This window comes from Campylobacter sputorum (assembly GCF_002220775.1).
Lineage (GTDB): Bacteria > Campylobacterota > Campylobacteria > Campylobacterales > Campylobacteraceae > Campylobacter_F > Campylobacter_F bovis.
Genome location: NZ_CP019685.1, coordinates 257,500 through 272,269, shown reverse-complemented (window position 1 = coordinate 272,269; position 14,770 = coordinate 257,500). Strand labels below are relative to the sequence as shown.

The following is a 14,770-nucleotide window of genomic DNA, read 5'->3' as shown; positions in this document are numbered from 1 at the left end:
AACTTTATTTTAAATTTTTATTCTTTTCATTTTATCGATATTTTTGTTAAAAGATGGTAAAATTGCTTTACTAAATAATTCATTTTTTTGTATAAACTTGGAGTTATATGCTTTTATTAGAACCTTTGATATATTATGAAGAAATTTTAAAAATTTATAAAAATAGCTTTTTAGCAGAAGATAATTTGCAAGCTATCATAGGCGTTAATTGCTCTTATGTCAGTGGCAATAATATAGATGAATTGAGAGATATTTTTAACTCTTGTAAATCAAATAAAATTGCTCCTTTTGCCGGACTTTTTGGTGTAATGAGTTATGATATAGTAAAAACTATAGAGAGTATTGGCGATAAAAAAGATAGTTACTACGAATTTCCAAATTTTTATTATGCAAATGCAAGTTCATACATTCATTACGATAAAATGAGTAAAATTTATACATTTTATGGTAATTTAAACCTAGAAAATTTGCTTTTAAATGTAGAAGAAAAAATTGTAAAAAACGAATATAAATTTAAAATTTTAACAAATTATGATAGTGAAAAAAAACATTTTTTTGATATGTTAAAAAAAGCAAAAACTTATATAGAAAATGGCGATGTTTTTCAGGTTGTTTTAGGAGAAATTTTAAAAGTAAAAACAGATTTATCCAGCTTGGAATTTTATAAAAAGCTAAAAACAAACAATAAAAGCCCGTATATGTTTCATTTTCCTACGATTTATGGTGATGTGGTTGGGAGTAGTCCGGAGCTAGTTTTTGAGATAAAAGATGATAATATTTTTGTAGCTCCAATTGCAGGAACAAGAAAAAGAGGCGAAAACTACGAAAAAGATATGGTTTTAAAGAGTGATTTGCTATGTGACGAAAAAGAGTTAGCAGAGCATAAAATGCTGATAGATTTAGCTAGAAATGATGTTGGAAAGTACTCAAAACCAGCGTCTGTCAGAGTTGCAAAACCTATGGAAGTTGTATTTTACGAAAGCGTAATGCATATAATCAGTGAAGTTTGGGGAAAAAAAGACAAAAATAGTGATAATTTCGATATTTTTAAAAGCATTTTTCCAGCTGGAACTCTTAGCGGAAGTCCAAAGATAAGGGCTATGCAAATTATTGATGAGTTAGAGCTAAAAGAGAGAAAAATTTATGGCGGTGGTATAGGTTTTTGGCATTTTAATGAAAATGTTCAAATGGCAATTTTAATAAGAAGTGCTATTTTTGTAAATGGCATTGCCTATATAGGTGCGGGTGCTGGCATAGTTTATGATAGCGTTGAAGAAAATGAATATGCCGAAATTTGCAACAAAAGAAACTCATGTCTGAAAGTTATAAAAGAGTTGTGCAGGGAAGAAAATGATACTTATAATTGATAATTACGATAGTTTTGTTTATAATATATATCAGTATATAAAACAGATGAGTAGCGATGATGTGATGTGTGTTAGAAATGATAAAATCACACTTGATAAGATAAAAAATCTAAATCCAACTCATATCATTTTAAGCCCAGGCCCAAAGCATCCAAAAGATAGTGGAATTTGTTTAGAAATTTTAAAATCAAATTTAAATATACCTATTTTAGGCGTTTGTCTTGGACATCAGGCGATTGGATTTGTTTTCGGTGGAGAAATTTCTAAGCTTAAAAAACCGCTTCATGGAAAAACCTCAAAGATAAAAATTTATCAAAAAGGTGTGATATTTGAAGGCCTAAGCGACGAATTTAGCGTTATGAGATATCACTCTTTGTATGTTAGCAAGATTCCAGAATATTTTGAAATTTTAGCAAAAAGTTTAGATGATAATGTAATAATGGCTTTTAGACACAAAACAAAGCCTATTTTTGGAGTTCAGTTTCATCCAGAGAGTTATTTTAGTGAGTATGGCAAAAAAATCATAGAAAATTTTATAAAATATGACAAAAATTTAAAAGGAGAAAATATGACAAGTTTCGCACCATATATGACAAAACTTCAAAAAGGATATCCACTTGATAGCTCTGATTATGAGGTTATTTGTAAAGCGTTAAACGATAAAGATTATGATATAGTTCAGCTTGCAGGATTACTTGTGCTTATAAGCGAAAAAAGTCTTTATGCAGATAGTCTTGCGGCGTTAGTAAAAAATATATTAAAATACTCACTTACTTATAGTGATGATGGTGAATTTTTTGATATCGTTGGAACTGGTGGCGATAGACTAAAAACTATAAATATATCAACAACTACAGCCTTTATACTTGCGGCACTTGGAGTTAAGGTTTCAAAACATGGAAATAAAGCAATTACTAGTAAAAGCGGAAGTAGCGATACTCTTAGTGCTCTTAACATACCCATGAGTGGAAACATAGAAGAAAATAGAAAACTTTTAGAGCAAAAAGGTTTAGCATTTTTTCACGCACCGCTTTTTCACAAAATCACAGCTGAGGTTAAAGAAGTAAGAGATAGGCTTAAAATCGGAACCGTTTTTAATATGCTAGGACCTCTTTTAAATCCAAATTTATCACTTCGTTATCAAATAGCAGGAAATTATCTTGAAGAAGTTAATGAACTGATGGCAAAAACGCTTATGAATTTAGGAAGAAAACACGCTCTTGTAGTTCATGGAATGGATGGAATGGATGAGATTACAATTTGCGATGAAACTTTAATCCATGAAGTAAAAGATGATAAAATCATAGAGTATAAGATAACGCCAGAACAATTTGGTTTTAACAGAGCGTTTCATAAAGACGTTGAGGGTGGAACAAGCGAAGAAAATGGCAAGATTTTAGAAGCAACCTTACAAGGCACGATAAGTGGAGCTAAATTTGATATAGTTATTTTAAATGCTATGTTTGGTATGTATTGTGCTGAGAAGGTTAAAACTCCAATGGATGCAAAAGAAATTATATTAAAAGCTATAAAAGATGGCAAAGTTTGGGAGTTTTATCAAAACTATAAAAATGCAAAAAATTAAAATTTGTGGTATAAAAAGCGTTGATGAAGCCAGAGTTGTTTTGAGCTTTGATATATTTTATATCGGCGTTATATTTGCTAAAAGTAAAAGAAAAGTTGGCTTAGATCTTGCTATAGAAATTTCAAATTTAGTCCATAAAAACGAAAGAAAAATAGTTGGTGTTTTTGCTGATATTAGCGAAGATGAGATTTTAGAAATTTCTAAAAAAGCAAATTTAGATGTAGTTCAAATTTATGGCGAAATTTCGCCAAATTTATATAAAAATTTGCACTTAGAAAATATAGAAATTTGGAAAGTTTTTAGCGTTAGCAACGAACTTCCAAATTTAGAAAATGATTTTTATGATATGCCTCTTTTTGATTGCAAAGGCAAAAATCTTGGTGGAAATGGAATTAGTTTTGATTGGGGTATTTTAAAAAAATTAAAAACTAAATTTGGCTTAGCAGGTGGCATAGGTGCCCATAATATCTCTCTTGCTAACTCATACAATCCAGAAGTTATCGATATAAATAGCATGGTTGAAGATGAAAATGGTATAAAATCATCTAAAAAAATTTCTCTAACATTAAGAAGTTTAATGGAAGTAAAATAATTTTAAAAATATCTAAATACAAAATTTCAGCCCATTTTTTGGGCTAAAATTTATTTTTTTATAGTAACTGGAATTTCTTTTCCATCAACTGTTATAAATGCATCAACATCTGTAAAAAATACTTCTGTATCGCCATCTACCAATCTTATTCCATTTGCGGATGGCTCTCTTTTAAGCGTTAAAATTTTGCCAGTTGCGTCTGTAAATTTGGCAGTTTCATAATTATCTGTAGTGTTTACTGTATATATTCCTCCATTTTTATCAACAAAAACACTTACTTGGACATTATCAGCCACAACCACTGGATCACCGGTAGGCTCAGATTTGTTTGTTGTAGAGCAACCTACAAGTAAAGCAGCAAGACCGGTTGCTAAAAGTACATTTCTTAACATAACTAAACTCCTTGATTTTTAAATTAAGTTGAAAGAATTATATATATTTTTTGTAAATAATATTAAACTAAAAATAAATTAATAGATTTAAAAAAAGCCAAATTTAACACAAATTTGATTATAATAAACCAAATTTTACACACAAGGCTTATAGCATGAATAAAAAATCGTATTTTGGTGATTTTGGTGGGCAGTTTGTACCTGAAACAGCTATGTTTGCACTTGAAGAGCTTGAAGAGGCTTATGAAACTATAGCAAAAAGTAAAGAGTTTAAAGAAGAGTTAGCTTATCTCTTAAAAGAATATGTTGGTCGTCCAACTCCTCTTTATCATGCAAAAAGATTAAGTGAGCATTATGGTCATGAAATTTATCTTAAAAGAGAAGATTTAAATCACACAGGTGCACATAAGATTAACAATGCCTTAGGTCAAACTCTGCTTGCTAAAAAAATGGGGAAGAAAAAAGTAATTGCTGAAACTGGTGCCGGACAACACGGCGTTGCTACAGCTACAGCTGCGGCACTTCTTGGACTAAAATGTGATGTTTATATGGGTGAAGTTGATGCAAAAAGACAGGAATTAAATAAATTTAGAATGCACCTTTTGGGGGCTGATGTTGTAGAGATAAAAGATGGCTTAAAAACACTAAAAGAGGCCACAACGGCTGCCATTCAAGCTTGGGTAAATGAGATAGAGAGTGTTTTTTATGTAATTGGTTCTGTTGTAGGCCCTCATCCATATCCAACTATAGTTAGAAATTTTCAACGCATTATTGGCGATGAAACTAAATTGCAGTTAAAAGAAAAAAATATCAATGCAAATTATATTATAGCTTGCGTAGGCGGTGGAAGCAATGCTATGGGAATTTTTACATCTTTTATAGATGATAAAAATGTAAATTTAATAGGTGTTGAAGCTGGTGGACTTGGTATAAATACTCCATATCATGCCGCAACTATGACAAATGGGAGGGTTGGTATAATTCATGGTATGAAAACCATGGTTTTACAAGATGAATTTGGCAGAAATTTACCAGTTCATAGTATATCTGCTGGTCTTGATTATCCTGGAGTTGGTCCGGAACATTCATATCTAAATAGTATAAAAAGAGCAAAATACGAAGCCATTAATGATGATGAGTGTATAGAAGCTATAAAGCTAACATCTAGGTTAGAAGGAATAATACCAGCTATAGAAAGTGCACATGCTTTGGCTTATTTAGATAAACTTTGCCCAACTTTAAAAGAAAAATCAACAATTATTGTCAATGTCTCTGGTAGAGGCGATAAAGATGTAAATACTATAATGAATTACAAAAAAGGAACTATTTATGGATAAGATATCAAAAGCCTTTGAAAATAAAAAAGCAAATATCGGATATATTGTTGCTGGTTATCCAAATTTGGAATACACAAAAGAGTTTATAAATTCCCTTGATGAAAGTTCTCTTGATATGCTTGAGATAGGCATTCCATACTCCGATCCATTAGCAGATGGAAAAGTGATATTTAATGCTAGCTTTAATGCTATGCAAAACGGAGTTGATACAAAAAAAGTTTTTGATATGTTAAAGCATTGCAAAACTGATAAATGCTTGGTTTTTTTGGTTTATTATGGGCTTATGTTTTCTTATGGTATTGATAAATTTTTAAAAAATACCAAAGAATGTGGCATAAGTGGGCTTATAGTGCCAGATTTGCCTTGTGAGGAAAATGAAGAGTTATATGAAAAATGCAAAAATTTAGGAATTTCTTTGATTCCATTAATAAGCGTAACATCGGAGCATAGGTTAGATAAACTTTTAAAAAGATCAAGTGGATTTATATATGCAGTTGGGTCAATAGGCGTAACAGGTGGCAAACAAACTCCAATTGAGCGTCTTAAAAATATGATTTCAGATATAAAAAAATCCACAAATTTACCAGTTGCGGTTGGTTTTGGAATAAGAACAAATGAGGATGTAAAGCTTACTAAAACATATGCCGATGGTGCTATAGTTGGAACAAGTATAGTAAAACTTATAGAAAATTGTAGCGTTAAAGATGCTATGAAAGAAATTTCAAAAATATTTGAGGATTAAATTTATAAACATTTTACGCTTTTTAAAGTATAATTGTATAAAACTAGCTTAAAAAGGATAAAAACATGCTTAGTGCTATTGAGTATTCTGTGAAACATTTTTGTGTTGATATATTAGGTTATGAACTTCAAAAAGGTAAAACTTTAGGTAAAGATTATTATGGTGCATCAATACCTATTTTTAAAAATGGTGTAGAATATAGTTTTTATCTATATTTTAAAAAAGAAACATTAAATAGTTTTGGTAAAGCCTTGTTAAACAACGATAAATTGCCAGAAGACGATCTGTGCGATATATGTAAAGAAGTCGCAAACCAGATAATAGGTTATGCTAAAAATTTACTAGTAGATAGAGGCAAGGATGAATATAAACTAGGTACTCCTGAGTATTTGGGTATGACAAAAAACTTTGGTTTAAGATTAAATGAAAAAATTATTTTTAAAATGAACAATAGAACATTTCAAATCGGATATAAAAAAGTATGAGCGAAGATAGCACTTTAAATGTTGCAAGTGAAGCTATAAGTGAAGGGCTTTTTTCTGATTATAGCGAGCTTTTAGATATTAGTGTATATTTTACAGCAGAGCTTGGCACTACAACACTTAGTGTAAAAGAGTTTATGAATCTTGAAAATGGTTCTGTGATTGATCTTGAAAAGCCAGCTGGTGAGAGTGTAGAGTTATACATAAATAACAGAATCTTCGGTAAAGGCGAAGTTATGGTTTATGAGAAAAACTTAGCAATTAGAATTAATGAAATTTTGGACTCAAAGTCTGTAGTTCAGTATTTTAAAAAAGAGCTATAATGAGATATTTATTACTTATATTTTTATCTTTGCCGCTATTTGGCGTAAATCTTCTTACTTATAATGTTTATGAGCGAGATCAAAGAGTTGATTTGATGCTTAGCTTTGATGCTCCATATGAGGGAAAAATAGTTCAAAAATTAGAAAACGGCATAAACATACTTACATTTGATGGGGTAAGTTTTTCGCAAACTATAGATAGAACACTTGATTCTATGATTTTACAAACTATGTCTATAGAAGGTTCGCGAAACTCTACTAACTTGGTTTTATGGGCAGATAAACCAATAAGTATTGAAGCTGCTATGACTAAAGATAGATATGGTCTAAGAGTTAGAATTTTAAGTGGAAATACTACTATAAATACGACTACCGCAACTCAAAACAGTATAAAAAATAGTGCAATACAATTTGCAAATGAAGATTCAATGTTTGATACAAAATATATAATAGTAATGGTATTTTTATTTATTTTGATAATAATACTATTTTTTATAAAAAGATATATCACATCTAGTAAAAATATATCTTATGGTGTTAGAGATATAAAAAATCCATTACAAAAATTTATAAAAAACGATAATAAAAATGGCATAGATATCATTTTTCAGCGTCCGCTAGATAGACAAAATCAAATCATGCTATTAAAACACGAAAATAGAAAATATCTTATTTTGGTTGGAAGCTCAAATGTGGTTTTAGATAAATTTGGAGCTGATAATATACAAACGAGCGATGATTTTGAGGTATTTTTTGAAGAAAATAGACAAAGACTAGGTAAATTTTTAGAAGAAAGACAAAACTCGCTTAGTGATTATAAACAAAAAGCGAGTCTTAATTAATCAAAAGATATAGCAAAAGTTGCGGGTTTTGGTAGTTTTTTAATCTGTTCTTTTTGGATATTTATGTTGTCTAAATTTTCTATATGCAAAGTTTGATTTGATAGCGTAAAAACTAGTTGTTTTTTTACAAACGGCACAAGTATTTTTGTAAAAGCTAGTATAAAGCTAAGCCATAATATAGTTTTATTATCTGGCAATAAATCACCGAATAATAATAATTCATTTTTATCAATCTCTTTTTTTCCATGATTTTTTATTATAAGCGATATAAGGCTTTTTTGCGAGTGAGTATAGCCATAATTTAAAGAATTTAATACAAAATAACTACTATGCAAATGCTGTGAATAAAATCCTAAATACCCCCCGATATTATGAATTTTTGCTGCTGTTATAAGTTCAAAAAGATATTTATCATCTATATTGTGAATGGGTTTTAAAGCTATGAATATTTCTTTGCAATATTTACAAATGATTGAATTATTAGTATGTAGAAATCTATCTTGCAAGGATTTTAAACTTGGATTGAAATTTTCAGGAAATTTACTAAATTTTCCTAAAATACTATTTAAAAATATACCTTCTCTTACGCCAACTCCGCTTGTGCAGATATTTTTAACTTCAAGGTAATTAGCTATTTTTAAAAATATCATAACCCCTTCTCTGATCGTATCAAGTCGTTCTTGTTTGATGGCATAGTTTTTTAGCTCTGTGACATGAGAGTTGTAAATATCGGATATATAATCTTTGTATTCATCAAAATCATATAAAAAATTATGCACTATTTTTAAAGGATAATTCTTTTTTTGCATTATAGAATTTGAAACCGCTCTAAGACTTCCTCCAATTGCTATTAAATTTTGATTTTTAAAATTTGGTGGTATTTGTAATAATAATGTATCGATAAATTTTTTTGCACCATCTAAATCTTTTTTATCAAAAAACAGCTCTTTTAATCTAACTGTGCCTAAATTTAGCGATATTGTATCAACTACTTTTGAATTTTGTATGAGTGCAAGCTCTGTTGAACCGCCTCCTATATCTATAGTTGTTGCATTTGTTACATTGTAAAGTAGATTACTAGATGCAATTCCTCCAAGTTTTGCCTCTGTTTTACCATCTATGCATTTTAAATTTAAACCAAATTTTCTTTTTACAATTGATATGAACTCACTAGCGTTTGGTGCATCTCTTAAAGCAGATGTTCCTACACAATAAAATTTATTGCATCCATGCTCTTTGGCTACTTTTTTAAAGTAATCAAAACCATTTAGAACTTTTTGCATTGCATTTGGCTGTATGTAACCACCATTTTCGTATGCATTTTCGCCAAGTCTTGCTCTTACTTTACTTTCATTTAATATATAAAAGCCATATCTACTAGTCCTAGCAAATATGGCCATTCTCATAGAATTAGAACCAAGGTCAATAACGGCGGTTTTCTTTGCCATTACGCTTCACTTGATTGTTCGTGTTTTAGTCTAAGTTCCTCTGCTGTTTCTATATTATCAGGATCAAGTATAATGCACTCTGTTGGACATACAACTATGCAAGCAGGTTCCGCATAATCACCAATACATTCACTACACCTATCAGGATCTATGATATAAATAGGACTATCTTCAAAAATAGCGTCATCAGGACACTCTTCTCTACACGCATCGCAACTTATACAATCATTTGTTATCATTAATGCCATTTTTTACCTTTGATAAATTTTTAGTGAGTTTATACAATAATTCTTTTTAAAAGAAGCTAAAATTCTATTTATTGCGAGATTTTTGTTTAAATTTTATTGATAATGGTAATAATAGATAAGAAATTGCTCCATCTTTTGTTTCTTTATTTTTTATTCCTATACTAGCGCCTATTGCTTGAGCTGCATTTAGTGCCAAAAACAGCCCAAGTCCAGCTCCTGTTTTATTTCCGCTTCTAACAAATGGCGCAAACAGATCTTTGTTTTCATCTATCCCACAACCCCCATCTATGACTTCAACTGTAAATTTGTTATCTTTTGTTATATATGATTTAATCACAATTGTAGATTGTGGTGGCGAAAATTTAATAGCATTTTGAACAAAATTTTGAATTATATGTAAAAATAGAGTTTGTTGTATCATAATCTCGAGTTTATCTGGTTTTAAGTCTGTAAATATTTTTATATTTTCTAAATGTGATAAAATTCTAAAACTATTTGTTAATTCATTTATGTAAGATATTATGTCTATCTTTTTTGGTTCTTCAAATTGAGCACCTTCTTGTCTGCCAATTTCTAAAACAGAATTTATCATAGAATTCATTTTATTGATGGATTCATTATTGTTTTTTAGAGCTTCTATATATTTTTCGCTATCTCTTTGTTTTATTAAAGTTACTTCATTTTTAGTTTTCATAACAGCAAGTGGAGTTTTTAATTCATGCGCAACACCGATAAAAAGTTCCTTTTGATATTGCAAAAAAGTTTGAATTCTAGATATTAAATGATTTATTCCACCAATTAATGGAATAAATTCTTGTGGAACATCTTTTGGATCAAATTCTTTCAAATAGCCTTCATTTAAGCTACTTAATTTATATGATAAGGTTTTAATAGGGAAAAGTAGCATTCTTGAAAGAAATAGTGCATAAAAAAGAACTAACAATATAGATGTCGCATTTACAACTATAATGTCAAATAAAACTTGTTTTATTATTTGGTTATATTGCGTTGTTTCTTTTCTTATAAGTATAGTAAAATTTCTTTGTTTGTCTGGAAATACCAAAGTAAGATAATTTGTATCTTCTCTTAAAACATTTTTAAAAAATGGTTTTTGAACAGATGAGTTTAAATCAACTATTTTTATTTGAGTTGTATGATCTTTTAAATAACCATTATTTAAATTTGCTTTTTGTAACTCTTCTTTTGATAGATTTTTAAGCGAATTTGCTTCTTGTATGATATTTTGAACAACTGTTTCAAATATAGTGATTTTTATATAATGGTAAAGCATAACCGATATTATGGTTATTAAAACAGTTGATGCTAGCACCAACTGTAGTATAAATTTACTTCTTAAGCTTTTTTTGGAAAACAAAATCTATATCCACGTCTTCTGACTGTTTCTATTGTAGATATGTTAAGAGGTTTGTCCATTCTTTGTCTGATTTGATTTATTGCAACTTCAATGACATTTGGTGTTACAAGCTCTGGTTCTTCCCAAATTGCATCTAAAAGTTGCTCTTTTGAAACGATTTGATCACTATGTCTTGCAAGATGTGTTAAAACTTCAAAAGGTTTGCCTTTTAGTTCTATTTCTTGCCCTTTATATATGATTTTTTCTTCATCTGGGTCTATTGTTAGTTCATCTATTTTGATTGTATTTGTGCCACCAAAGCGTAATCTTGCTTCTATTCTAGCAACTAATATATCAAAATCAAATGGTTTTTTTATAAAATCATCCGCACCTATTTTTAGAGCTTTTATCTCTGTTTCTTTGTTATCTTTTGCAGATAAAACTATCACAGATGTTCTTGCTGATTTTTGTTTTATGATATCGATTAAATCGATTCCATCTCCATCTGGAAGCATTAAATCTGTTAAAACTAAATCATAATTTCTTATGCCTATAAAATATTCAGCATCTTTGAAGTTTTCACAACTATCTGTTTGATATCCAAATTCTTGCAGACCTTCAACTATAGTTTTATTTAGTGTCAACTCATCTTCTACTATTAAGATTCTCATAATTTTTATCTCTCTTTCATAATATTTTAAGGAATTGTATCAAATATTAAGAAAAAATTCAAGATAGCACAAAATCAGTAAACTATTTCATCCATAGCACCTACTTTGCAGTTTTTAAGGGCTTGAGGCTTTATAACTCTAATCTTAACAGATATTAAATTTGGAAATTTTAATTTAAGTTTTTCAAAAGTTACCTTTATAGACTCTTCTACAAATTCAAATTTACCATTTTTATAAATTAGCTCAATTTCTTGCATAACTAATCTATAATCAATAATATCGCTACTTTGATATTCTATATCTAAAGTAATGATTTGCTTGTGCTCTTTTTCAAATTCCAAGCATCCAATGATTGTTTTAAACTCAAAGTCTTTTATGATGGTTTTCATATAACTTTACTCTCTGTTTTGCTTAAAAGTCTTTTTATGTTTGGAATGTGCTTATAAGTAACAATAAATGCGATTATAAGTATTGGTGCGTGAGTATTGATTCCAGGCATATCATAATGAAAGATAAATGATAAAATAACCATTGCTAGAAGTGCACAAAGACTAGCAAGAGATGATATTTTTAGCACTTTTCCTACAAAAAACCAAACAGCTAACGCACCAATTAACTCAAGCGGTAAAAAACACGCAAACACACCAGCTCCAGTTGCTATACCTTTTCCGCCTTCAAATTTAAGATATGGTGAAAAGCAGTGTCCAAGAACCGCAAATACTCCCATACTCCATAGTGTAGTTATATGTAAATCGAAAATATATTTTCCTATGAGTATAGGGATTATTCCTTTTAAAGCATCAAAAACCACCACTAAAATGGCTGCTTTTTTGGCTTCTTTAGAGCCATGTTCTTTTAAAACTCTTAAAACATTTGTAGCACCTATGCTATGGCTACCTTCTTTTCTTATATCTATATTTGTAAATTTTTTACATAAAATAAGCCCAAAAGGTATCGCGCCTATGAGATACGCAACTAAATACGCAACTAAATTTTCATTCATTTTTATCCTTTAACTTTTCCATACTAATGTAATTTTTTCATCAAAAATATCGCTTTTTTTAGGGCTTAATGCAATCTCTTGTATTTGTATATTTTTGATATCATATCTATTTTTTAATTCATTTATCTCGTTTTCAAAATTTGCAACAATCGCACTAAGCTCTTCGTTTATACTTTCTATACTTTGACTTGCATACTCTACATCTTTTTTTTGATTTAATACACGCCCAGCACTTCTTGCACCTGTTGCAACTTTGCTCATACTTGTTCTAGATGCTATTTTTCCACCAAAAATAGCTCCTAATATAGAAGTTCCTATGTTTATTACAGCATTTATGCCTTCTGATTTTAGATCGTTTTTCTCTTTTTCAAGTTTTATCATCGCTTTTGATAATTTATCTTCTATTTTGTTTTTCTCTTTTTCAAATTTAGCAGTTATCTCATCTGTAGTTTTTTCTAAAATTTCATTACATTTATCTTGCAATCTTATCATAAATTCCTCTTTGCTCTCATTTGGAATTGAAGTCATATCAAGAGCCGAATAGAGGTAAAGTTTGACATTTCTATAGATATAATCTTTTAGATCTTTTTCTTGTGAACTGAAGTTTTTTAAGCTTGATATAAAAGATGGCAAAGATGAATACTTTGAATTTTCTTTTGATTCATTTTGTAAAGCAAATTGCAAATTTTGTGAAGCATCGTCCCAGTTTATAGAATTTTCTCCATCTAAAAAAAGTAACATTTGTGTATCTTTGATAATGTCTATATTTTTTTTACTATCAAAAAATCTGATTTTTGCATTTGCCAGCAAATAAGGTTCTAAATTTAAATCCTCTCCATAGCTATATTTTTGCGTTATATCCGAAGATAAAAGTGGTTTTGATGAGCTAAAATTCATTTTTTTATGTTCATTTATCGGTGTTTTATAATCTTGCATTAAATTTGAAATTTGTTCTTTGTTAAGAGGACCCTTAAGATAACTTAAAGCCCATCTTGTATTTATTACATCAAGCCCATTTGCGTTTATATTTTTTACCAAGAAATTTCTTTTTGGTAAATTTGAAAGCAAATTTTCTAGCTCAGTTTTGTCTAAATTGCTACCGCTAATTCCGCTAAGTCCCGATATAACTTTATCTTTATCCTGAGCTGTTTGAAGTCTTCCTATAAACCATGTTCCTATATTTGAAAGACCTTTATAATCCAAATCTACAGGGTTTTGCGTAGATAAAACAACGCCAAGCCCAAATGCACGAGCTTGTTTTAAAAGTGTAAGCATAGGTGTTTTAGATGGTGGATTTGAAGTTGGCGGGAAAAATCCAAAAATTTCATCCATATATAAAATAGCTCTAAGAGAGCTTGTACCTTCGCTTGTTCTCATCCAAGCTATCATTTCGTTTAAAAAAAGCGTAACAAAAAACATTCTTTCGCTATCGCTTAAATGCGGTATGGAGAAGATATTGCACCTTGCTTTGCCATCTTTGTTAAAAAACATATTTCTTATATCTAGTTTTTCTCCAACTCTCCACTGCGAAAATGATGGGCTTGCTATAAGTGAGTTTAATTTCATAGCAAGTTTTAGCCTATCATTTGCTGGGAAAAATGTATCTACACCAAAAACTCCAACTTTTTGAAATGGCGGATTTGCTATAAATTCTATTAAATTTACAAGACTGATATCTTTTTTATCTTTAAATTCGTTTAAAAAAATGTTTGATATAAGGACATATTCTCTTGAGCTGATATCATTTGTATCTATTCCAAGTAGTGATAAAAGCGATGATGTAAGAGATGATATGTATTCATTTAGACTTTCTTCATCGCTTAAATTTGGCGCATTAAAATCATTAAGTAATGATATTCCGATACCATCAGAACTTTTTGGTGTGTAAATTTTAAACTCTGCACTTTCCTTAAAAAGTTTAACTCTATCTAAACTTTGAAAACTATTTTCTATGCCTTCTTTCCACTCTTTTGCAGTTTTCGTAGCTAATTCATCAATACTAAGAGAAGCGTTTTGAGCTTCATTTTCATCCATATATGGCAAGAAATCTTCTTTTTTCATATCTGGAAATGTAAGACATAGATTTGTGAGATCTCCTTTTGGATCTATAATAAAAGTTGGAATATTATCAATGCAAGCTTCTTCTAAAAGCGTGATTCCAAGACCAGTTTTTCCACTTCCTGTCATACCTATAATGGTAGCGTGAGTTGTTAAGTCCTTATTTTTATACAAATATGGCTCACCATCTTTTAATCCAAGATAAAAAAGTTTTAAATTTTCTTGCAAATTTTTCATAATAAATTCCCTAAAATATTTTGAATTATTATATCAAGTGAAATTTATAAAATAAATTAAAAATACAATTTTATAGGTTTTAAATAAGA

General features: G+C 29.5%; 16 protein-coding genes. 8 read left to right on the top strand and 8 right to left on the bottom strand.

The window, feature by feature from the left end:
* Positions 1-107: 107 nt before the first annotated feature.
* Genes CSPB_RS01420 through CSPB_RS01410 form a run of 3 tightly spaced genes read left to right on the top strand, consistent with a single transcriptional unit; the run spans position 108 to position 3,544 of the window.
* Positions 108-1,367 carry an anthranilate synthase component I family protein gene (locus CSPB_RS01420; protein WP_089192867.1) on the top strand — a complete coding sequence of 420 codons (1,260 nt, stop codon included), beginning with the start codon at positions 108-110 and terminating at the stop codon, positions 1,365-1,367.
* Entirely contained in the window at positions 1,351-2,952 is a 1,602-nt protein-coding gene (gene trpD, locus CSPB_RS01415; protein WP_089192866.1) for an anthranilate phosphoribosyltransferase, read from the top strand. The genes CSPB_RS01420 and trpD overlap by 17 nt, the downstream gene beginning before the upstream one ends.
* Complete coding sequence (locus CSPB_RS01410; protein ID WP_404813377.1) at positions 2,903-3,544, top strand: phosphoribosylanthranilate isomerase; 642 nt, start codon at positions 2,903-2,905, stop codon at positions 3,542-3,544. The genes trpD and CSPB_RS01410 overlap by 50 nt, the downstream gene beginning before the upstream one ends.
* A gap of 50 nt (positions 3,545-3,594) precedes the next feature.
* On the opposite strand, the gene CSPB_RS01405 is transcribed toward CSPB_RS01410, so the two are convergent.
* Positions 3,595-3,936 carry a hypothetical protein gene (locus CSPB_RS01405; protein WP_089192865.1) on the bottom strand — a complete coding sequence of 114 codons (342 nt, stop codon included), beginning with the start codon at positions 3,934-3,936 and terminating at the stop codon, positions 3,595-3,597.
* 155 nt (positions 3,937-4,091) lie between these two features.
* Between CSPB_RS01405 and trpB the strand changes: the two genes are divergently transcribed.
* The 5 genes from trpB (at position 4,092) to CSPB_RS01380 (ending at position 7,662) form a co-directional block, all read left to right on the top strand.
* The gene (gene trpB, locus CSPB_RS01400; RefSeq protein ID WP_089192864.1) at positions 4,092-5,273 is read left to right on the top strand and encodes a tryptophan synthase subunit beta; all 1,182 of its coding nucleotides are present in this window, start codon (positions 4,092-4,094) and stop codon (positions 5,271-5,273) included.
* Complete coding sequence (gene trpA / locus CSPB_RS01395) at positions 5,266-6,015, top strand: tryptophan synthase subunit alpha (protein ID WP_089192863.1); 750 nt, start codon at positions 5,266-5,268, stop codon at positions 6,013-6,015. The genes trpB and trpA overlap by 8 nt, the downstream gene beginning before the upstream one ends.
* 65 nt (positions 6,016-6,080) lie before the next feature.
* Positions 6,081-6,500: a restriction endonuclease gene (locus tag CSPB_RS01390; RefSeq protein ID WP_089188987.1), complete on the top strand. Its 420-nt coding sequence runs from the start codon at positions 6,081-6,083 to the stop codon at positions 6,498-6,500.
* Positions 6,497-6,820: a flagellar motor switch protein FliN gene (fliN, locus tag CSPB_RS01385; protein WP_033916868.1), complete on the top strand. Its 324-nt coding sequence runs from the start codon at positions 6,497-6,499 to the stop codon at positions 6,818-6,820. The genes CSPB_RS01390 and fliN overlap by 4 nt, the downstream gene beginning before the upstream one ends.
* Positions 6,820-7,662, top strand: coding sequence for a hypothetical protein (locus tag CSPB_RS01380; RefSeq protein WP_089192862.1), 843 nt, complete (start codon positions 6,820-6,822; stop codon positions 7,660-7,662). Before fliN ends, CSPB_RS01380 begins: the two co-directional genes overlap by 1 nt.
* Here the strand turns inward: CSPB_RS01380 and CSPB_RS01375 are convergent.
* From CSPB_RS01375 to CSPB_RS01345, 7 genes are all read right to left on the bottom strand, one after another.
* Complete coding sequence (locus CSPB_RS01375) at positions 7,659-9,110, bottom strand: Ppx/GppA phosphatase family protein (RefSeq protein ID WP_089192861.1); 1,452 nt, start codon at positions 9,108-9,110, stop codon at positions 7,659-7,661. The genes CSPB_RS01380 and CSPB_RS01375 overlap by 4 nt on opposite strands.
* Complete coding sequence (locus CSPB_RS01370) at positions 9,110-9,358, bottom strand: YfhL family 4Fe-4S dicluster ferredoxin (RefSeq protein ID WP_033916865.1); 249 nt, start codon at positions 9,356-9,358, stop codon at positions 9,110-9,112. The genes CSPB_RS01375 and CSPB_RS01370 overlap by 1 nt, the downstream gene beginning before the upstream one ends.
* Before the next feature lie 64 nt (positions 9,359-9,422).
* On the bottom strand, positions 9,423-10,733 hold the full coding sequence (locus CSPB_RS01365; protein WP_227484229.1) for a sensor histidine kinase: 1,311 nt from the start codon (positions 10,731-10,733) through the stop codon (positions 9,423-9,425).
* Positions 10,712-11,383, bottom strand: coding sequence for a homeostatic response regulator transcription factor HsrA (hsrA, locus tag CSPB_RS01360; RefSeq protein ID WP_089192860.1), 672 nt, complete (start codon positions 11,381-11,383; stop codon positions 10,712-10,714). Before hsrA ends, CSPB_RS01365 begins: the two co-directional genes overlap by 22 nt.
* Positions 11,384-11,457: 74 nt before the next feature.
* The gene (locus CSPB_RS01355; protein WP_089192859.1) at positions 11,458-11,772 is read right to left on the bottom strand and encodes a dihydroneopterin aldolase; all 315 of its coding nucleotides are present in this window, start codon (positions 11,770-11,772) and stop codon (positions 11,458-11,460) included.
* Positions 11,769-12,386: a glycerol-3-phosphate 1-O-acyltransferase PlsY gene (gene plsY / locus CSPB_RS01350; protein ID WP_089192858.1), complete on the bottom strand. Its 618-nt coding sequence runs from the start codon at positions 12,384-12,386 to the stop codon at positions 11,769-11,771. Before plsY ends, CSPB_RS01355 begins: the two co-directional genes overlap by 4 nt.
* Before the next feature lie 9 nt (positions 12,387-12,395).
* Positions 12,396-14,681, bottom strand: a complete 2,286-nt coding sequence (locus CSPB_RS01345) for an ATP-binding protein (RefSeq protein WP_089192857.1) — start codon at positions 14,679-14,681, stop codon at positions 12,396-12,398.
* Between the last annotated feature and the right edge of the window lie 89 nt (positions 14,682-14,770).